Raw genomic sequence first — 18,194 nt, 5'->3', positions numbered from 1 at the left:
ATTGAATTCGCAGCCAGAGGCAGCATGGCCGGGCGATGCATCGGCCGTACCAGGTGCCACTGGAGGGGAATTCGATGAGCGCTATCGACGAAGAGGTGACCAGGCGACGCGACGCGCTGGGCGATCCCGCCTTGACGGGTTCGACCCGGAAGTGGGGGCTTGCGCTTTCGGGTGGTGGCATCCGCAGCGCAACTTTCTGCCTCGGCGTCTTCAGCGCGCTCGCGCGGCGAGGGGCGCTGCTGCGCTTCGACCTGATGTCCTCGGTGTCGGGCGGCGGCTATGCAGCCTCCATGCTCGGGCGGCTCTTCAGCAGGGCGCGCAATCGCGCGGATCTCGATCGCATCCAGGACGAAGTCGGCAAGGCCGGATCGAGCTGGTTCATCTGGTGGCTGCGCGCCAACGGTCGCTACCTGATTCCGCGCGGGCCGCTCGACCGCACCTTCGCGGTGGCGCTGTACCTGCGCAACCTGCTCGGCGTGCACGTGGAGCTGGGCCTGGTGTCCGTGCTGGCGGGGCTCGCGCTTGCAGCGCTGAATCTGGTGGCCTGGTGGGGCATGGCGGAAGTGGGGTACCTGCCCGGCATCGCGGGCTACTTCCAGTGGCTGGCCGAGTGGCTGCCGTCGTGGACCCCGGTGGTCTGGCTGGCGCTGCCGGTGGTCGGAGTGTTCGTGCTGGTCCATGCGTCGGCTTATTGGGCCGTGCCGTGGGTGGAGGCCACGCGCCAGCAAGGCGGCGTCTGGAGGATCTGCCTGGGCGTGCTGGTCGCGAGTGCCCTGCTGCTCGGGCTGGGCCTGACATTCGGAGATGTCCGCAGCGAGACCGGCGACGATCTCAGGAACTTTCTCTGGAGCGGTTTCGGCGTGCTGATCGCCGTCTGGTTCTTTGCCGTGCGCCTGGCGGATGGCGTGTTGACGGAGTCCGAAGACCGCGGCACGCACCAGCCGCAGTCCGACAAGGCGCGCAACCTCCTGACGAACAAGCTCGCCTTCAGTTTTCGCGTGCTGATCGTCGTGCTGGCGATCGGTCTGGCCGATCGGCTCGCATGGCATGTGGCGTTCCAGCAGATCGGGCTGGCGAGTGCGGGCATTTATCTCGCGATGGCAGCGGCAGTGTTGCGTGCGGTGCTGCCGCTGGCGTCGAACCTGGTGCCGGGGCGGTCGACGTCGAAGGCCCTCATGGCCATTGCGCATCTGCTGGGCTATTTGCTGGCCTTCCTGCTGTTCGCGTGGTGGGTGTCGCTGGTGTACAAGGCCGTGCTGGGCGGGCTGTTCGTGCCGCGCCAGGACCTGGCTTTTTCCGATGCATGGCGCATCTGGGGGCTGCTGCTGGTGCCGGTCGTGAGCTATCTCTGGTGCACGGGCAAGACGCCGGCGTTCCTGAACCTCTCGTCGCTGCATGCCTTCTACCGGGCACGGCTGATCCGCAGCTATCTGGGCGCGGCCAACGCGCAGCGTTTCGGCCAACCTTCGGCGCAGGGCGCGTACGGGGTTCTGGGGGCGTTGGACTCCGTGCCGGCCGTGTTCCCGCCAAACCTGGACACCGCTTCGGTCAACACGATCGTTGCGGACGATGACGCCGACCTTGCGCACTACAAGCCACAGGCCCCTGGAGGACCGGTCCACCTGCTCAATGTGTGCCTCAACCAGACCAAGGACCCGAGGGGGCAGCTCTTCAACCAGGACCGCCGTGGCCTGTCGTTGACCGTGGCATCGGGCGGCTTCATGCGGGTGGGGCAGGAAGAGTGGAAAGAGCTGAAAGGCAGCGACACGCCGATGACGCTCGGCAGCTGGATGGCGGTGTCGGGTGCCGCCGTGGCACCGGGCCTGGGCAAGCTCACGCGCGGCGGGGTGGCTGCACTGCTCGTGTTCGCGGGCGTGCGGCTGGGCTACTGGTGGCGCCAGCCGGAGAAAGACAAGAAGCATTGGTCGGATTTCCTGACCAAGTCGTGGGGCCTGATGCGCGAGACGCTGGCGATCTTCGAGGGCAAGGAAGGCCGCGACTGGTTCATGACCGATGGCGGGCATTTCGAGAACACCGGCGCCTACGCGTTGCTCTCGGAACGCGCGGAAGTCATCGTCGTGGTGGATTGCGGAGCCGACCCCGACTACACCTTCGGCGATGTCGAAAACCTGGTGCGCAAGGCGCGCATCGACTTGCAGGCCGACATCGAGTTCCTGCGGCCCCGGCGGGCATTGCCGGGCGAGGTCCCGCGCGGGCTGGCGTCGGAGCCCTCGGGCTTCTACGGTGCGCTGCACGCATTCGGCTCGCTGCAGGAGCTGGCCTCGAACGCGAGCAATGCCTGTTTGGCGGTGGCCCGGATCAATTACTCCGACAGGGACGGGGTTGTGGAGGTGGGGCCGAAGCTGAAGCGGGAGCGCGGAATCCTGCTGATCGTCAAGCCGAACATGTGCAAGGGCCTGCCCATCGATCTTCAGAACTTCAAGCGGGCGGCTCCAACCTTTCCCCAGGAAACGACCGCCGACCAGTTCTTCTCGGAAGCGCAATGGGAGAGCTACTTCCGGCTCGGGCAGGTCCTGGCGCAGGACCTGAGCCCGGCATTCATCGAGGCTCTGCGCGCGGACTGCGTCAAGAACGAGCCGGCGCATTTCGTGCCGGACGACTGCTCGGTGGCTCTGTCGGGCGCTGCGCTGAACGGCGACGAAAAAGCGGCACGCGGACGCATCATCGGCAGCGTGGGCGCAACGGCGGTGGGTGCGTCGATCGGGCTGGGCGCGGCGGCGACGCTGGGGGTGTCCGCCTGGCAGGCGATCGACAGCGTGAAGGTGGGGAGCGCCAGCCGCGTGGACAGGGAGCGCAAGGCGCTCGATGAACTGAGCGATCTCTGGAGCAAGCTGCCTGCGGCTCTTCCTGCGAATGCCAGGCCGACGCAGGTCGCCCCCCAGCTCGAGGCGCTGGCCAGCGAGCTTCTCAAGACTGCGGATACGCTGTGCCCGGCCGGCGAGGTGGACTGGTTCAAGCGCTCCGAGCTGGCCAGGCGCATCTACGCCGACACCCTCAGCGAGTGCCGCAAGGTGGTGCCCTATGTCTTTTCTCGCGCTTGCAAGGGGCTTGTGGAGGCAGAGCATCCGGAGGCGCAGAGCAGGCTTGCCGTCTGCCTCAAGCAGGAGCCGGGCAAGACCTCCAAGGAGCCGCTGCCGCGCTATTGGGGCTATGACTATTCGGCCGTGGCGCCGCTCGATGGCATGCACCTTTGCAGTCCATTCCGCGCCGAATTGCTTAAAGCCCGCAATCGGTATCTGGCTGATTACGGAGAGGCCGACGATCAAAGCGCTTCGCTGTCCGGGAAGGATGCAGGAGCGTCGGAGTCGAACGACCTTGGCGCGCGACGCGCGTGCCCCAAGATAGAGGCGACGCCAGCCGGGACCCCGCCGCCGGCGGTTTCTCCTGCCGCGATTCCACCAGCACCAGCTGCGTCGTCGCCCGCATCTGCCGCATCGTCGCCTTCTGTTGCACCACCAGCGCCAGTCGCTCCCGCTGCGACGCCTCGCAGCGAGGCCGCGAGGAGCGAGTCCTGCAAGGGCGAGAGGGTCTACATCCAGATTTACGACGGCAGCCAGAGAGACAGCGTACGTACCTATCGTGAGCGTTGGCAGCAAATAGGCGCCAGCGTGCCGCCGATCGAAGACGTCACGGAGTCGGCGCGCAAGAACAACCTCCCGCCGCCGAGGCAGGTGAGCCAGCCCACGGTGCGCTATCACGACAAGGCGTCGATCGGTTGTGCCTACGCGCTGCTTCGCGAGGTGGGCTATCCCAATTGGCTCGTGGAGCAGCTGTCCCCCCGACTCAAGCCGAGCAATCGCACCGTCGAGGTCTGGATTCCGACCTCGGCGTCACTCCCCGCGAAGTAGAGGACGGAAAGCGGGAGTCCAAAATCGTCCGTTCCGACGACGCTGCGCCGCGGCACGGGGCCAACAATTCTCCAAACCCCAGACCCAGCCGGAGAATCCCCCATGCCCGAAGCATTCATCGTCGCCGCCGCACGTACCGCCGGAGGCCGCCGCAACGGCCGCCTTGCCGGCTGGCACCCGGCCGACCTCGCCGCGCAGGTGCTCAACGCCCTGGTGGAGCGCACCGACGCCGACCCGGCACTGGTCGAAGACGTCATCATGGGCTGCGTCGACCAGGCCGGCGAGCAGTCTTCCAACATCGCGCGCAACGCGGTGCTGGCGTCGAAGCTGCCTGAATCTGTGCCGGCCACTTCGGTCGACCGGCAGTGCGGCTCGTCGCAGCAGGCGCTGCATTTCGCGGCGCAGGCCGTGATGTCGGGCAGCATGGACATCGTCATCGCCGCCGGCGTGGAAAGCATGACGCGCGTGCCGATGGGCATGCCCAGCACGCTGCCGCTGAAGAACGGGCTGGGCTTTTACGTGAGCCCGCTCATGGCGCAACGCTACCCCGACATCCAGTTCAGCCAGTTCACCGGCGCCGAGATGATCGCCAGGAACTACGGCATCGAGAAAGACGAGCTCGACCGCTATGCGCTGGAAAGCCACAGGCGCGCCATTGCCGCCACCCAGGCCGGCCTCTTCGAGCGCGAGATCGTGCCGATTGCGGTGCGCATGGCCGACGGCACCGAGCCCGGCGAGCTGCACACCACCGACGAGGGCATCCGCTACGACGCCACGCTGGAGAGCATCGCGGCCGTCAAGCTCATTGCCGAAGGCGGGCGCTGCACCGCCGCCACCGCCAGCCAGATCTGCGACGGCGCGAGCGGCCTGATGGTGGTGAACGAGCGCGGCCTGAAGACGCTGGGCGTGAAGCCGCTTGCGCGCATCCACCACATGAGCGTGATGGGGCACGACCCGGTGATCATGCTGGAGGCACCGCTGCCCGCCACGCAGCGCGCGCTGAAGAAGGCGGGCATGAAGATCGAGGACATCGACCTGTACGAAGTCAACGAGGCCTTCGCACCGGTGCCGCTGGCCTGGCTGCAGGCGCTGGGCGCCGACCCGGCCCGGCTGAACGTGAACGGCGGCGCGATCGCGCTGGGCCATCCGCTGGGCGCCTCGGGCACCAAGCTGATGACCACGCTGGTCCACGCGCTCGGCCAGCGCGGCAAGCGCTACGGCCTGCAGACCATGTGCGAAGGCGGCGGCATGGCCAACGTGACCATCGTCGAGCGGCTCTGAGCGCGGCGCGCCCGCGCTGCGGAGCGCCCGGATCGGCGATGCCAACATAATCGGGCTCCATGGGCGCCCTGCCAGCCATCCTCGATCCTCGCTCCGTCATCATTCTTGCGGGGCTCATGGGCGTTGTGATGGCGCTGGTGGTGTTCTTCATGCGGCGCAGCTATCCGGCCACCATCCAGGGGCTGGACGAGTGGTCCCAGGCGCCGCTCATGGCGTTCGTGAGCACCATGCTGTTTGCGGCGCGCGGCTTCTTTCCGGACTTCCTCACGATCGTCGTTGCCAACTTCGTGCTGTACCAGGCCTGCATCCTGTACTACGCGGGCAGCCAGAAGTTCCTGCTCGGGCGCCGCGACACCCGGGGCTGGACGGTGCTGAACGGCTGCCTGGCGCTGGCCATGTTCTGGTTCAGCAGTGTGAAGCCCGACTTCGAGACTCGCTTGCTGCTCATTACCCTGGCGGTGTCGGCGCTGTTCTTCTTCCACGCCCAGCTGTACATGCGCCACGAGGGCCGGGTGTTCGGCAAGCGGCTGATGATCGGGCTGCTGCTGGCGCAGGCGCTGGTGGCCGGCCTGCGCTTCTTGTCGGTGGTGGCGGGGCTGGCCGGCAGCAGCCTGATGGACGGCACCTGGATCCAGTCGCTCTATATCAGCATGTACTCGTTCACCGTGCTGCTGCTGTCCATCGCCGTCATCCTCATGGCCACCGACCGGGTGCACACCGAGTTCGAATACCTGGCCACGCGCGACCCGCTCACCGGCGCGCTCAACCGGCGCGCGGTGCTGGACGCCTGCGGCGCCGTGTTCGCCTCGGGCCGCCGGCGCATGGCGCTGCTGATGGTGGACCTGGACCACTTCAAGGACATCAACGACCGCTTCGGCCACCAGATGGGCGACGCGGTGCTGCGCGAGGCCGTCGGCCGCATGCAGCGCGCCATCGGCGACAAGGGCCTGCTCGGGCGTTACGGCGGCGAAGAATTCGTGGTGCTGCTGCCCGACGTGGGCAAGGCCGAGGCGATGGACATCGCCGCGCGCCTCAAGCAGAACATCGACGAACCGTTCCCGGCCGATTCGCCGATGGCTGCCGTCGGCTCGATGGCGGTGAGCATCGGCGTGGCGGCCAGCGAGAGTGGCACGGGCAGCATTGGCGTCGACGACGTGCTGGCGCTGGCTGATGCGGCGCTGTATCGCGCGAAGGCGATGGGGCGGGATCAGGTGATTGCGGCTGCCTGATTCAGCGGGTCATTCGGACACGCATGCGTCGAGCCACCGGATGGCCGGATGCGCACCGGGCAGGGCACACGCAGCGGCCTCGCGCATCAGCCGCAGCCCCTTGTTGCTGTTGGTGAACAGCACGACCGCCGATTGCTCGGCCACGCTGCCCATCGTGAATGCACGGGTACCGTCCATCTTTCCCCACTGGAAGAAGGTGCCGTGGTTCGGCTCCAGCCCCCAGCCGAGGCCCCAGCCGACGTCGGACTCCAGTTCTGCCGCCGTGGGCGGGCTGTGCAGGCGCTCCGCATCCTCTTTCGGTACATGCACATGGCAGGCCAGCCACGCGCGGTGCGTGGCCTCCTTCAGCCGTTCGCCGCGCAGCACAGCGCCGAGAAAGGCGCCGTAGTCGGCTGCCGTCGTCTGCAGCGAAAAGGAAGCGCTGGCCGTGTACGACGGCACATCCACGCGCGTCTCGCCTTCGTGCGGCATCGCGAAGTTGTCCTGGTAGCGTGCCTGCTGTTCGAGGCTCGACGACTGCATGCCCAGCGGCTCGAACACCAGCCGCTGCATCGTCGCCTCCAGCGGCTCGCCGGTGATCGCTGCCATGACGGTCTGCAGATAGCCGAAGCCGACGCTGGAGTAGCTGAACCACGCGCCGGGCTGGAAGTGCATTTGCAGCGGCTGGTTCTTTGACCGCAGGTTGGGCAGGCCGCAGGTGTGCGTGAGCAGGTGGCGCGCGGTGATGGCCGCGAATGCGGCATCGCCCGGCAGTACGGCCGGAACGAAATGCGCCAGCGATTCATCGAGCGCCAGCGCGCCGGTATCCACCAACTGGAGCGCCGCGTAGGCCACCATCGGTTTCGTGAGCGAGGCGGCCTGGAACACCGTCTGCGTGTTCACCGGCTCGTTGCTCAGCGTGTCTCTGACGCCGAGCGCGGCCAGTGCGTCTACCTTGCCGTGGCGCAGAACAGCCATCGACACGCCGGGGATGCCAGCAGCTTCCATCAGGGGCCGCAGGCCTTCGAGCGTTGTCGATGCACTGGAATTCATTCGAGGGCTTTCAGTTGGCGAGCGACCCGCTCGCGCGCCGCCCACGACGTTGGCGAGATTGCGCTAACGGCTTCGGTCAACACGCGGTTCTCATGGCCGGGTTCCGCGGTGATCTTGACCACGGGCATCGCAGAGATGCGCCAGCCCCGGGCAGGCCTTCGATGAGGATCAGTCGCATGGCGGATCACCTCGCCAGATAAGCCTCGACAGTCGGACCCCACAGCCCCTGCTGTGCGACCAGCATGTGCCCGTTCACCCCGGGCTCCAGCGCAAAGGTCTCGAAGGTGCCCTTGCCGCCCGCGGTGGTAAAGGCTTCGAAGTTCTTCCGGCTGTGCGCAACGGCATAGAAGCTGTCCTTCTCGCCGTACAGCCAGAGCGTGGGGCGGGGAAACGCGGCGCCGCGCCTGAAGCTCACGGGGTTGATCGCATCCGCGGTGTTGTCGGGGCACTGGTCGCTCATCCAGCCGCCGACGAAGTTGATGACTCCCTGGAACACGCCGGGGCGGGTGCCCGCATACGCGATCGCGAGGATGCCTCCGCGTGAGTAGCCGGCGATCTCCATGCGCTTCGTGTCGACGTCGGGGTTCTTCTGCAGCCATGCGACGGCGGCGTCGATATCTGCGAGTGCGTGGTCGAAGCCGGCCAGCGACAGGACTGGATCGCAGCTGTAGTGCTCGCGTTTCGGGGTGAAGCCTTCGTCATACAGCCCGTCCGACTGGCCGCGCCCGCGCCGTTGGGGGAACGCCACCAGCCAGCCGCGCTGCGTGAACCATCTGGCGAGGCGCTCGGGCGCCCACGTGTCCTTGAAGAGAGCCGGGTTGTTGCCGATGCCCGTGGAGCCATGGTTGAACACCACCGTCGGAAAGGGACCGGCGCCTTCGGGCCTGTAGATCACCATTTCCAGCGTGACGGGCGCGCTGCCTTCGACGAAGGGGGTGGGCACGCGAACGGTGCTGTGCTCCTGTGCCCAGCAGGATGCGGCGGCGAAGATGAGTGAGGCGGCGAGGAAGACGAGTTTTTTCATTTGCGCGGACATCCCTGGCGATCTGCCGCATTCTGCCCGCGCTGCCTGAAGCCTCGGTCTATGCAGATGGCTGCGTTGCCTTCTTTGCGCGCCATCGCACTGCACCGCTCGCCAGCACGATCCCGGGCACCACCAGCGCCAGGGCCAGTAGCACCGCACCGGTCACAGGCTCATTCATCCAGGCTGCCGCGCCCAGCGTGGTCAGCACCGGCACCAGCGCCGCCGACAGCGATGCGCGCGGCGCGCCGAGCCGTGCGACGGCCACCATATAGACCACCAGCCCAAGCACTCCTGCACCCACACCTTGCGTCGTGGCCTGCAGCGCGACATCGGGCCATGGCGCGCTGAGCAGCCGCCGCGGTGCGCCGGCGATCGATATCACAGGCAACAGCATCAGCGCCGACCACCCGTTCACGAACGCCGCGCCTTGCCACGGCGTGAGCCCGCAGTGCGCGAACGCGAGCGAATGCACGGCCCACAGCATGGCCGCCGCAAGAAAGAGCAGATCGCCGCGCCAGTCGAGCGAGCCGCCGCGAAAGCTCCCCGCAGCGAACAGTGCCATGCCGATGGCAATGCAGGCCAGCCCGACAAGCCTGAGGCCCTCGACCTTCTGCCCCTTGTGAAGCCACGCGCCAATGGCGGTGAAGAGCGGCAGGCTGCCCGCCATGAAGATGCCCATGTGGCTCGCAGACGCCCATTGCGCGCCGGCCAGCACCAGCAGCCCGAAGGGCAGGCCGCCGCCGATGACGAGCAGCGCGAGCATCAACGGCGAGGCTTTCGGCGCGATGCGCTTGCGGCCGAACCACAGCGGCGAGAGCAGCAGTGCGGGAATGCCGTAGCGCATCAGCGCCAGCTCCATCGGCCCGAGCGTGGTGGTCACGCCGTGGCGCGAGACGAGTTGCCAGGCGCTGCCGATGAAGGCTGCGGCCAGCGCGGCGAGCAGGCCTGCAGAAAGGTTGCGATCCATCATCGCGGCGAGTCTCGCGACCGCGCCGCGCGACGGCTATCAAATTCGTGCGCTGCCGGCCAGCACGCGGCGGGCTTCGCCCAGCGTCACGCCCACTTCGCGGCGGAACACTGCGCCCAGGTGGCTCTGGCTGCAATAGCCGAGGTCGTGCGCGATGCCCGCGAGGTCGCTGTCGCCATCGACGAGTCGCTCCATGGCTGCTGCGAGCCGCAGGTGCTGGCGGTACTGATGCAGGCTCAGGCCAGTCTGCTGCCGGAAGCTGCGTGCCAGATGGAATGGCGAGCGCGAGACCGCGTCGGCGACTTCGTGCATAGGGAGCTTCACCTCCCGGTCGGCGGTTTCCGCGAGCAGCCGTTTCGCGCGCATGACCGCGCCCGTCAGCGGCAACTGCCGGCGCGACGTGCCGAGTTCATCGACCAGTGAAGCGATGGCATCCGCACCTGCATCGCCTGCACGCAGTTGTCGCTGTGCCGCGTGAACCCGGTACAGCGACCGTGGTGAAAGCAGGCAGAACACCGGTGCCGCATCGGTGCGAGACGGCCGGTGTCGGCTCACGACCATGCTGTGTCGGGCCGCGTGTGCCACCGGCCGCAACTGATAGACCATGGCGTCGCAGAACTGCATGGCGGTGAGCCCGTCGACCAGCCAGGTGCCGTTGCCGGTGCGTACATCGAGCACCGTACGGCCCACCGGGAAGATGATGCGCCGCGATTCCAGCGTGTAGGGGCTGCTCCAGTCAGGCCCCTGGTGCGCGTGGGAGCGCACGTGCTCGACCGTGAACTCGTGTCCGGTGTAGAGAAGGGTGCGTTCCTGTGGCATGACTGGATGGCCGTCGACTACTTTTCGCCCCAGCGCCAGCGCGGCGGCTCGCCCTTGATCCAGCAGACGGCGACAAGCGCGATGGTCAGGACCATGAGGGCCGCGAAGAACAGCAGGGGTTCCCGTTCGGGGCGGATGGACAACACAGCCGTCACCACCAGCAGGCCGTACACGGCCATCACCGCCCAGCCTTGCCAGCAGTTGGGCAGGCCCCAGCCCCAGCCGTAGCGCTTGGCGGGAAACCAGTAGGGCTGCTTTTGCATCACGTCTCCTTGTCGATTTGCCGGATTCTGTCCGCTCTGCCTGAAGAGATGCTGAGCTTCAGCCTCACGCAAACGGATAAGGCCCTTGCATCTTCCCGATGTGGCTCACATGGCTCACCATGCCGTGCGCTTCGTTCCACAGGTGCAGCATGCAGCCGGGCCGGCCCATGAAGGAGGCCGGCGCCGCATCGGCGGCCAGCTGCAGCGCGATCTCGGTCGTGCTGCTCGGGCATGAACACACGACCGTGCCTGCCCAGCGCCGCAGCATGGTGCGGTGCACGTGGCCGCACAGCACCAGCTCGATGTTGGAGGCGCTGCGCACGATGGCTTCTAGCGGCGCCGTGTCCATGTAGCGGTACGTATCCATGTAGGGAATGCCGCTCATGAAGGGCGGGTGATGCAGCATCAGCAGCGTCGGCTTGATTCGGTCGGTTTCGAGCGTGCGCTGCAGCCACTCCAATCCTTGCGCATCGATGCCGCCATGGTGAAGCCCGGGAATGCACGAGTCCAGCGCCACGATGCGCACCGCATGGTCGTCGATGCAGTAGTGCAGCGCGCCTTCGGCCGGCAGGTACGCGTGGTCCGCGAAGGCTGCACGAAAGTTCTCGCGGTGATCGTGGTTGCCGGGAATCACGAGGTACGGAAACGTCAGCTTCGCGAGCAGGTGCCGCACCTGTGCGTATTCATCGGGCTTGCCTTCGTCGACGAGGTCGCCGGTCAGCAGCACCAGGTCGGGCTTGCGGTCGAGCCCGTGCAGGTGGTCGATGGCTTCCTCGAACATGCGGTTCGAGTCGGCCACGCCCTGGTAGAGCTGGCCGGCGGGGCGGATGTGGGGGTCGGAGATCTGTGCGATGAGCATGCCGCATCATCAAGCACGATCCGTTCCCTCCGGTGGACTCAGATGCCGACGAACTCGGCCACGTCGGCCAGCGGTGCGCGCTCGGTCACCAGCGCATCGAGCGGGCGGCTGCGGTCGGCATAGCCGATGGACATGCCCGTGAACAGCATGCGTTCGGGCGGCAGGGCGATGAACTGGCCGATGGTCTGCGGGTAGATCGCCCAGCACTCCTGCGGGCAGCTGTCGAGCCCTTCGCCGCGCAGCAGCAGCATCACGTTCTGCAGCATCATCCCCAGGTCGGACCACTGCGGAGGGCCCATGCGGCGGTCGACGCTGCAGAACAGCGCGAGCGGCGCGCCGAAGAACTGGTAGTTGCGCGCAAACCATTCGCGGCGCGCGGCCTTGTCTTCGCGCGGAATGCCCAGGCGCGCATACATTGCCTCGCCCACGGCGAAGCGGCGGTCGCGATACGGCGCTGCAAGCTCGCGCGGGTAGATGTCGTACTCGCTGCCTTCGCCGGTGGGCGCCTCCTGCACGCGCGTGCGCATGATCGCCTTGAGCTCGGCGAGTTTTTCTCCGCCCACCACATGCAGATGCCATGGCTGCAGGTTGCCGCCCGAAGGCGCGCGCAGCGCCTGCTCGACGACGCGGCGGATGACGTCGCCGGGCACCGGCGTGTCGAGAAAGTTGCGCACCGAGCGGCGGGTGGCGATGGCGTCCTGAACGTTCATGCAAAAGTCCTCTTGAAAGGCCATGCTAGGGGCAACCCTCGAGCGACCTCAATCGTCCGTTCCGACGATGCGGCGCTGAGTGGCAGCTGCCTAGCATCGCCCCAGCGTACAGGAGACAAAACATGTTCGGATTGATGCAAGACCGCCCGCTGCTGATCTCGTCGCTCATCGATCACGCAGCCACCTTCCACCCGCATGCCGAAGTCGTGGGTCGCACGGTGGAGGGGCCGGTGCATCGCACCAACTACGCGGAGATACAGCGCCGCGCCAAGCAGGTGGCCAACGCGCTGACGACGCTGGGCATCGAACCCGGCGACCGCGTGGGCACGCTCGCGTGGAACACTTATCGCCACCTGGCGCTGTACTTCGGCGTGTCGGGTTCTGGCGCGGTGCTGCACACGGTGAACCCGCGGCTCTTTCCGGAGCAGGTCGACTACATCGTCAACCACGCCGAAGACAAGGTGCTGTTCTTCGATGCCAACTTCGCTCCGCTGGTCGAGAAGCTCGCGCCCGGCCTGAAGTCGGTGCGCGCCTTCATCGCGATGACCGATCGCGCCCACATGCCCGCCATCGACGTGCCCAACCTGCTGTGCTACGACGAGCTCATCGGCGCGCAGAGCGAGAGCTACGCCTGGCCCGAGTTCGACGAGCGCACTGCCTCGTCGCTTTGCTACACCTCGGGCACCACCGGCAACCCGAAGGGCGTGCTGTATTCGCACCGCTCGACCGTGCTGCACTCGCTGATGGAATGCGCGCCCGACACCTTCGGCGTCAATTCGCAGATGACGCTGCTGCTCGCGGTGCCCATGTTCCACGCCAACGCCTGGGGCATGCCGTATGCGGCGGCGATGGCCGGCGCGAAGCTGGTCATGCCCGGCCCGCACATGGACGGCCAGAGCCTGTACGAGCTGATGCGCGACGAGAAGGTCGGCTTCTCGCAGGCCGTGCCGACCATCTGGCTCATGCTGTTCCAGTACTTCGACGCGCACCCCGAAATCGACACGCGCGCCATTGGCCTCAAGCGCATCGGCGTGGGTGGCGCGGCCACGCCGCGCAGCATGATCGAACGCTTCGAGCGCGACTTCGGCGCCGACTTCGTGCAGGGCTGGGGCATGACCGAGACCAGCCCCATCGGCGTGATCGGCAACCTGCTGCCCAAGCACCTGTCGATGCCGAAAGAAGAACAGATGCGCGTGAAGATGCGCCAGGGCCGCGGCGTGTGGGGCGTGGAGCTGAAGATCGTCGGCGAGGACGGCCAGCGCCTGCCGCACGACGGCAAGGCCTTCGGCCATCTGCACGTGCGCGGCCCATGGATTGCGAGCGGCTACTTCAAGAGCGAGGGCGGCCCGGTGCTCGACGCCGAAGGTTTCTTTCCGACCGGCGACGTCGCCAACATCGACGAAGACGGCTACGTGCAACTGGTCGATCGCGCGAAGGACGTCATCAAGTCGGGTGGCGAATGGATTTCTTCCATCGACCTGGAGAACGCCGCGAGCATGCACCCGGCCGTGGCCGAAGCGGCGGTGATCGGCATCGCGCATCCGAAGTGGCAGGAGCGTCCGCTGCTCATCGTGGTGAAGCGTGCTGGCGCCGAAGTCACTCGCGAGGAACTGCTCACTTTCCTCGCGCAGCGCGTCGTGAAGTGGTGGCTACCGGAAGACGTGGTCTTCGTCGACACGCTGCCGCATACAGCCACCGGCAAGCTGCTGAAGACCAAGCTGCGCGAGCAGTTCAAAGGTTACGTTGCGACGACATCTGTTTGACGGTTTGATGACTTGTTAGATTTTTCTGTGGACAACTCTGTGAGTTGTGGGTGGAGGCGCAGAGGCGAAGCGAGGATTGGCGTGGCTTCCCATCACGTTGCCTGTTGAATAGGCAGCCCTTCGATGGGGGAGGCCGAAAGGCATAGGGTGGGCGCGTATGTATACAAACAGGAGGGGCAGTCGGCATCGACCCCCTCCGCAAACTGGACACCGCGAAACTAGCTGGTGCCCCGCGCCAGCTGAGCCCGCCCGAACGGCGTGATACGCCGGATCACCGCCAGCTCCTGCGGCTCGCGGCTCTCCTTCCACGCCAGCACCGGGCTGATCGCGGCATCGACGAACCCGGCCTGCTTCAGCGCCTCGATGCAGTTGATCTCCTGCGCGTCGTCCACGCGAAGCGGGAATGTCGAACGTTCGATCATGCGCAGGTAGTGCAGCGGTTCGATGCCCGTGCGTGCCGGCTTCGGTGGTGCGTCGGTGTTGCTGGCGTTGCGACCGCGCAGGTTGTCGATCTCGGCGTGCCCCTCGTCGGTGATGCAGACCACCAGCGCCGCCTGCGCCAGCCTGTAGCTGCCCCCGGTGTCGAAAGCCGGGTCGATGGCGGCTTCGATCAGGCCGGTTGCTTTCAGGACGGAAACGCGTCGCACGTCCTGCGCGTCCGTCACGTGCATTGGCAGGCGAGCATGCTCCAAATGAAGAAGGTAACTGAGCGGCACCGAAGATCCCCTGTCTACGTATCCCTCGGCCCTCATGCCGCGTCATGCCGTCCAGCCAAAGCAGGGGCAGCAAGAACGCCCCCGACTTCCTGGACAACTCATGCGCCCCGGACCAATCCAGCCCGCGAGGGTGTTGGTCGAGAAGGGTGTGAATTGTGAATATTTGTCAACAATTCTTGTAGGACGGCCGGTCGAGCGCCATCACCGAAACAGGGTATTTCCTCTGGCCGGGTTCTGGGGTTTCAGGATCGGCTGCGTTGGCGCGGCCGACCCTCGACGCGTTCGCTCCTCAGTGCTTGTGGCTACCGTGCCCCGCGGGTTGCGCAGAGGCATTGAGCGCCCGCACCGGCGCCTTCACCTCGACCGATTCGCGCTTGCCGTCCTTGCCTTCGAAAACCAGCGTGAGCGGCACGGTGTCGCCTTCCTTCACCTGCTGCTTGAGGTCGAGCAGCATCACGTGATAGCCGCCGGGCTTGAGCTCGACGGTCTTGCCGGCGGGCAGGTCGAGCGCAGGGATCTGGCGCATGCGCATCACGTTGTCCTGCATGGCCATTTCGTGCACCTCAACGATGGGCGTGACGGGCGAGCTGGCCGAGACCAGTTTGGTGTCTTTCGCAGCGCTGAGCTGCATGAACGCGCCGGTGGCCTTCTGCTGCGGCACGGTGGCGCGCACCCACGCGTCCTTGATGGTGACCTGGGCGTGCGCGTGTGCGGCGAGCAATGTGGCGATGGCGATGAGGAGGGTGTGTGCGATGGGGTTTTTCATGGATGAAATCTCCTGAGGTTGAAACGATGGAAGTCAGGCGGATGCGGTCTGAAGAATCTGGCGGAGGTCTTGCGCGCATTCTTCCGCGCTCTGTTCGTGGCGCAGCACGAGGCGGATCTTTCCCTTCGGGTCGAACACGTAGCTGAAGGCCGAGTGGTCCATGGTGTACGAGGAGCCCGTGGGCACTTTCTTGTAGAACACCTTGAAGTCTTTCGCGGTCTCGCTGGTTCGCTGCATGTCGCCATAGAGGCCTATGAAGCTGGGGTCGAAGGCCTGCGTGTAGGCCTTGAGCACGACGGGCAGATCGCGCTCGGGGTCGACGGTGACGAAGATCACCTGAAGGCGCTCGCCGTCGGCGCCGAGCAGCCGCTTGATCTCTGCCGCGCGCACGAGTGCTGTGGGGCACACGTCGGGGCACTGGGTAAAGCCGAAGAACATCATCACCGCCTTGCCCTTGTAGTCGGCCAGCGTGCGTTCATGGCCGTCCGCGTCGGTCAAACGGAAATCCTGCGCGTATCTGGCGCCGGTGATGTCGACGCCGTTGAAGCTGGCGGGCAGCACCTTGTCGCAGGCTGCGAGGGTTGTGAGCGCGGCGAGGCTGCCGGCGGACAGCAGCAGGAATCGCCTTGTTGGATGGGGTGTGTGGATCATTGAAAAAGCTCTCTTCGGCACGGGTGCGTGTGCCGACGAATTCATTGCAGGAACGCGCGCGACGAGCGAGCCTCGACCGAGGCGGCCGCATCACGCGCGCAAGAACTGAAGAAGCGTCAGGAGAGCGAAGGAGGCCCGCGCGCCGGCAAGGGCGCAGCGGTGGCCGCGGCGATGTGCGCGGACGGAATCGGCTGGACTGCGCGGGCCAGCGGCATGAGCGCGGGCAGTTCGACGGTGGGCGTTGTCACGGGCGGGGCGCCGTTGAGCACGCACAGCGGGCAGTCCATGTGGCCCGCGCCCAGCTCTTGCGCGCCGTCGTCGGTGTGCACGATGGCTTTCACCGAACCGGCGTTCGAGCAGACCAGTTCCACGGTCTGCGGATGCACGACTGGAGAAGCGATGGCCACGCCAAGCGACAGCGCGAACCACAGCAGTACCCAGCGGATCAGGCCCACGCCCGGACGCCGCAAGCCCGCGCGGGCGGCGGGCGGGTTCGGTGTGGCGAGGGAAGGCGCGAGCATCGGCGCGGATTATCGGTCAGCATGCTCGGCAAAGAAAAAAGCCTTGTAAGTCGTTGACTCACAAGGCTTTTTCGTTTTGTTGGTGGCTCTTCACGGACTCGAACCGCGGACCTGTGGATTATGATTCCATCGCTCTAACCGACTGAGCTAAAGAGCCGTCAGTGCTGATTTGCACCGAGCCCAAAATTATAGCCCAGGCTGAGGGCTCAGTTCAACCACCCGCGGGCAACTTGCCCAATTCTTCGGAAACGAGCCGCACGATCAGCTTGTCCAGCGTCTGCACCGAGTAGTTGCCGACGTCATGCACGGTCTGCGTTCCCGGGCCGCTCGCCGGGTTCGTCGCTTCCTTGTAGGTCAGGAACACGAAGCGCCCGCCGGTGTATTGCGCGATCTGGCGCTGGATGTATTCGCCTTGCTTGTCGAGCCCCGATGCGCCCACGCTCAACACCTTGATGCCCTTGCCCAGCGCGGCGACCATGTCGTCGTCGTATTGCGGGCCGCCGTAGTCGAGGTGCGGCGGGGCGTCGGCCAGCAGCACCACGAGGCGCGTGGTGCCGTTGCCGCGCCAGCTCATCTTGTGGATGGTTTCGTTCAGGGCCTCGTTCATCGCCTCGGGGTAGTCGCCGCCGCCTGCAGCACGCAGCGCATCGAGCACGCCCTGGAAGGCGTTGAGGTCGTTGGTGAAGTCGTGGCGGCGCACGAGAAATTCGTCGGTACGGTCGCGGTACGCCACCAGGCCGAAACAGGTGTCGGGGCGGCTCGGCAGTTTGGCGACCTGGTCGGCGATGGTGCGCAGCGTGGTCTTGAGCTTCGCGATCTCGTCGTCCATCGAGCCGGTGGCGTCGATCAGGAAGACCAGGTCGAGCCTGGCGCGCGCGGGGGCAGTGCCGGGTTTGCCGTCGAGCACGACATCGACGGCGTTCTTCTGGCCACGCTGCAGGAAGGCGGTGCTCTGGCGGCCGTTTCTGCGCACGGTGACTTCGTACACCGGGCTCTGCGCCTTGTCGAAGGCGTTCGGATGCAGCCAGGCGCGCCCGCCCGCGTCGGTGCGGGCCCACATGGCGGCGCCGTTCGCGGCCTGCACCGCCACTTCGGCATCGGGCACGACCGCGCCGCGGGCGTCGCGCACCTGGAGGAGGTAGCGCGCGCTGATGTCGCGCTCGCGGTGGACGACCTGCGTGCGGCCGCGGAAGGCCAGGTATTCGCTGAAGTCGGCGTTGTCGTCGACCATGCCGGCGGCGACGGGTTCGTTGGCGGGGCGCGGGGCTTGGGCTGGTGGCTGAAGGCCGCCGCTCACGCGCGCCCCGGGGGCTGCCGGTGTGGCGGGTGCCGGCGGAGCTTCCGCGATGGCGGCGTCGGCGCGAGCCTCCGCTGCGGGAGCCGGCATGGATTTCGCCGCCGCGACCGAAGGCATCACGGGCCGGCGCAGCGAATAGTCCTTCAACGCGTCGGTGCCCGCGGGTTCGCGCCGGGCTTCGGAAACGCGCGCCATGCCCGGTGTCTCGTAGGTCTGGACCGGCCTCGCGCAGTGCGTGGCCGACGGCGCCTCGAAGTTCGGCACCGTCTGCGCCACCTGCAGGCGGCTGTCGGGTGCGGGCGTGGGCCAGCGCGTGGCGCCGGCAACGGCAGGGGGCTCGGTGGCGCCGCAGGCGGTCAGGAGCAGTTGAGCGCACAGCAGTACGACGAGCGGGCGGCGAAACCTGGGGACGAAAGCTTGGGTCATG

The 18,194-nt window shown here is 66.7% G+C and carries 16 protein-coding genes and 1 tRNA gene; 4 read left to right on the top strand and 13 right to left on the bottom strand.

Annotated features, from left to right (window positions below):
- Nucleotides 1-74 precede the first annotated feature (74 nt).
- From AC07O3_RS22990 to AC07O3_RS22980, 3 genes are all read left to right on the top strand, one after another.
- Nucleotides 75-3,869, top strand: a complete 3,795-nt coding sequence (locus AC07O3_RS22990; protein ID WP_495340413.1) for a patatin-like phospholipase family protein — start codon at nucleotides 75-77, stop codon at nucleotides 3,867-3,869.
- Between the two features lie 102 nt (nucleotides 3,870-3,971).
- Nucleotides 3,972-5,150, top strand: coding sequence for an acetyl-CoA C-acetyltransferase (locus AC07O3_RS22985; RefSeq protein ID WP_495340412.1), 1,179 nt, complete (start codon nucleotides 3,972-3,974; stop codon nucleotides 5,148-5,150).
- A gap of 59 nt (nucleotides 5,151-5,209) precedes the next feature.
- A complete protein-coding gene (locus tag AC07O3_RS22980; protein WP_426390489.1) occupies nucleotides 5,210-6,379 on the top strand; it encodes a GGDEF domain-containing protein in 1,170 nt (389 codons plus the stop codon).
- A 9-nt stretch (nucleotides 6,380-6,388) separates the two neighbouring features.
- Here AC07O3_RS22980 and AC07O3_RS22975 read toward each other — a convergent pair whose 3' ends face one another.
- From AC07O3_RS22975 to AC07O3_RS22945, 7 genes are all read right to left on the bottom strand, one after another.
- The gene (locus tag AC07O3_RS22975) at nucleotides 6,389-7,411 is read right to left on the bottom strand and encodes a serine hydrolase domain-containing protein (RefSeq protein ID WP_495340411.1); all 1,023 of its coding nucleotides are present in this window, start codon (nucleotides 7,409-7,411) and stop codon (nucleotides 6,389-6,391) included.
- Nucleotides 7,412-7,595: 184 nt separating this feature from the next.
- Nucleotides 7,596-8,435, bottom strand: a complete 840-nt coding sequence (locus AC07O3_RS22970) for a dienelactone hydrolase family protein (protein WP_495340410.1) — start codon at nucleotides 8,433-8,435, stop codon at nucleotides 7,596-7,598.
- 58 nt (nucleotides 8,436-8,493) lie between these two features.
- Nucleotides 8,494-9,405: a DMT family transporter gene (locus tag AC07O3_RS22965; protein WP_495340409.1), complete on the bottom strand. Its 912-nt coding sequence runs from the start codon at nucleotides 9,403-9,405 to the stop codon at nucleotides 8,494-8,496.
- Between the two features lie 36 nt (nucleotides 9,406-9,441).
- Entirely contained in the window at nucleotides 9,442-10,221 is a 780-nt protein-coding gene (locus tag AC07O3_RS22960) for a helix-turn-helix domain-containing protein (protein WP_495340408.1), read from the bottom strand.
- A 17-nt stretch (nucleotides 10,222-10,238) separates the two neighbouring features.
- The gene (locus tag AC07O3_RS22955) at nucleotides 10,239-10,484 is read right to left on the bottom strand and encodes a hypothetical protein (protein ID WP_093078442.1); all 246 of its coding nucleotides are present in this window, start codon (nucleotides 10,482-10,484) and stop codon (nucleotides 10,239-10,241) included.
- 64 nt (nucleotides 10,485-10,548) lie between these two features.
- Nucleotides 10,549-11,343: a phosphodiesterase gene (locus tag AC07O3_RS22950; protein ID WP_495340407.1), complete on the bottom strand. Its 795-nt coding sequence runs from the start codon at nucleotides 11,341-11,343 to the stop codon at nucleotides 10,549-10,551.
- Nucleotides 11,344-11,381: 38 nt separating this feature from the next.
- On the bottom strand, nucleotides 11,382-12,053 hold the full coding sequence (locus AC07O3_RS22945; RefSeq protein WP_495340406.1) for a nitroreductase: 672 nt from the start codon (nucleotides 12,051-12,053) through the stop codon (nucleotides 11,382-11,384).
- 122 nt (nucleotides 12,054-12,175) lie between these two features.
- Between AC07O3_RS22945 and AC07O3_RS22940 the strand changes: the two genes are divergently transcribed.
- Nucleotides 12,176-13,816, top strand: a complete 1,641-nt coding sequence (locus tag AC07O3_RS22940) for a 3-(methylthio)propionyl-CoA ligase (RefSeq protein ID WP_495340405.1) — start codon at nucleotides 12,176-12,178, stop codon at nucleotides 13,814-13,816.
- A gap of 218 nt (nucleotides 13,817-14,034) precedes the next feature.
- On the opposite strand, the gene AC07O3_RS22935 is transcribed toward AC07O3_RS22940, so the two are convergent.
- The 6 genes from AC07O3_RS22935 to AC07O3_RS22910 form a co-directional block, all read right to left on the bottom strand.
- Entirely contained in the window at nucleotides 14,035-14,487 is a 453-nt protein-coding gene (locus AC07O3_RS22935) for a hypothetical protein (RefSeq protein WP_093177370.1), read from the bottom strand.
- 334 nt (nucleotides 14,488-14,821) lie between these two features.
- On the bottom strand, nucleotides 14,822-15,298 hold the full coding sequence (locus AC07O3_RS22930) for a copper chaperone PCu(A)C (protein WP_495340404.1): 477 nt from the start codon (nucleotides 15,296-15,298) through the stop codon (nucleotides 14,822-14,824).
- Between the two features lie 33 nt (nucleotides 15,299-15,331).
- The gene (locus tag AC07O3_RS22925) at nucleotides 15,332-15,949 is read right to left on the bottom strand and encodes an SCO family protein (protein ID WP_354338618.1); all 618 of its coding nucleotides are present in this window, start codon (nucleotides 15,947-15,949) and stop codon (nucleotides 15,332-15,334) included.
- A gap of 116 nt (nucleotides 15,950-16,065) precedes the next feature.
- On the bottom strand, nucleotides 16,066-16,470 hold the full coding sequence (locus tag AC07O3_RS22920) for a DUF2946 family protein (RefSeq protein ID WP_495340403.1): 405 nt from the start codon (nucleotides 16,468-16,470) through the stop codon (nucleotides 16,066-16,068).
- 80 nt (nucleotides 16,471-16,550) lie between these two features.
- Nucleotides 16,551-16,627: transfer RNA gene (locus AC07O3_RS22915), tRNA-Met, on the bottom strand.
- 54 nt (nucleotides 16,628-16,681) lie between these two features.
- Complete coding sequence (locus AC07O3_RS22910; RefSeq protein ID WP_495340402.1) at nucleotides 16,682-18,193, bottom strand: vWA domain-containing protein; 1,512 nt, start codon at nucleotides 18,191-18,193, stop codon at nucleotides 16,682-16,684.
- Nucleotide 18,194 lies beyond the last annotated feature (1 nt).

It is taken from the genome of Variovorax sp. GW821-FHT09D05, assembly GCF_059416325.1.
Note: the sequence above shows the minus strand (reverse complement) of the source record. Positions and strands in the feature narration are given on the sequence as shown.

Excerpts from the sequence above, each read along its gene's own strand:
- AC07O3_RS22990 (WP_495340413.1), top strand. The coding sequence starts at position 75 with ATGAGCGCTATCGACGAAGAGGTGACCAGGCGACGCGACGCGCTGGGC.
- AC07O3_RS22985 (WP_495340412.1), top strand. The coding sequence starts at position 3,972 with ATGCCCGAAGCATTCATCGTCGCCGCCGCACGTACCGCCGGAGGCCGC.
- AC07O3_RS22980 (WP_426390489.1), top strand. The coding sequence starts at position 5,210 with ATGGGCGCCCTGCCAGCCATCCTCGATCCTCGCTCCGTCATCATTCTT.
- AC07O3_RS22975 (WP_495340411.1), bottom strand. The coding sequence starts at position 7,411 with ATGAATTCCAGTGCATCGACAACGCTCGAAGGCCTGCGGCCCCTGATG.
- AC07O3_RS22970 (WP_495340410.1), bottom strand. The coding sequence starts at position 8,435 with ATGAAAAAACTCGTCTTCCTCGCCGCCTCACTCATCTTCGCCGCCGCA.
- AC07O3_RS22965 (WP_495340409.1), bottom strand. The coding sequence starts at position 9,405 with ATGATGGATCGCAACCTTTCTGCAGGCCTGCTCGCCGCGCTGGCCGCA.
- AC07O3_RS22960 (WP_495340408.1), bottom strand. The coding sequence starts at position 10,221 with ATGCCACAGGAACGCACCCTTCTCTACACCGGACACGAGTTCACGGTC.
- AC07O3_RS22955 (WP_093078442.1), bottom strand. The coding sequence starts at position 10,484 with ATGCAAAAGCAGCCCTACTGGTTTCCCGCCAAGCGCTACGGCTGGGGC.
- AC07O3_RS22950 (WP_495340407.1), bottom strand. The coding sequence starts at position 11,343 with ATGCTCATCGCACAGATCTCCGACCCCCACATCCGCCCCGCCGGCCAG.
- AC07O3_RS22945 (WP_495340406.1), bottom strand. The coding sequence starts at position 12,053 with ATGAACGTTCAGGACGCCATCGCCACCCGCCGCTCGGTGCGCAACTTT.
- AC07O3_RS22940 (WP_495340405.1), top strand. The coding sequence starts at position 12,176 with ATGTTCGGATTGATGCAAGACCGCCCGCTGCTGATCTCGTCGCTCATC.
- AC07O3_RS22935 (WP_093177370.1), bottom strand. The coding sequence starts at position 14,487 with ATGCACGTGACGGACGCGCAGGACGTGCGACGCGTTTCCGTCCTGAAA.
- AC07O3_RS22930 (WP_495340404.1), bottom strand. The coding sequence starts at position 15,298 with ATGAAAAACCCCATCGCACACACCCTCCTCATCGCCATCGCCACATTG.
- AC07O3_RS22925 (WP_354338618.1), bottom strand. The coding sequence starts at position 15,949 with ATGATCCACACACCCCATCCAACAAGGCGATTCCTGCTGCTGTCCGCC.
- AC07O3_RS22920 (WP_495340403.1), bottom strand. The coding sequence starts at position 16,470 with ATGCTCGCGCCTTCCCTCGCCACACCGAACCCGCCCGCCGCCCGCGCG.
- AC07O3_RS22910 (WP_495340402.1), bottom strand. The coding sequence starts at position 18,193 with ATGACCCAAGCTTTCGTCCCCAGGTTTCGCCGCCCGCTCGTCGTACTG.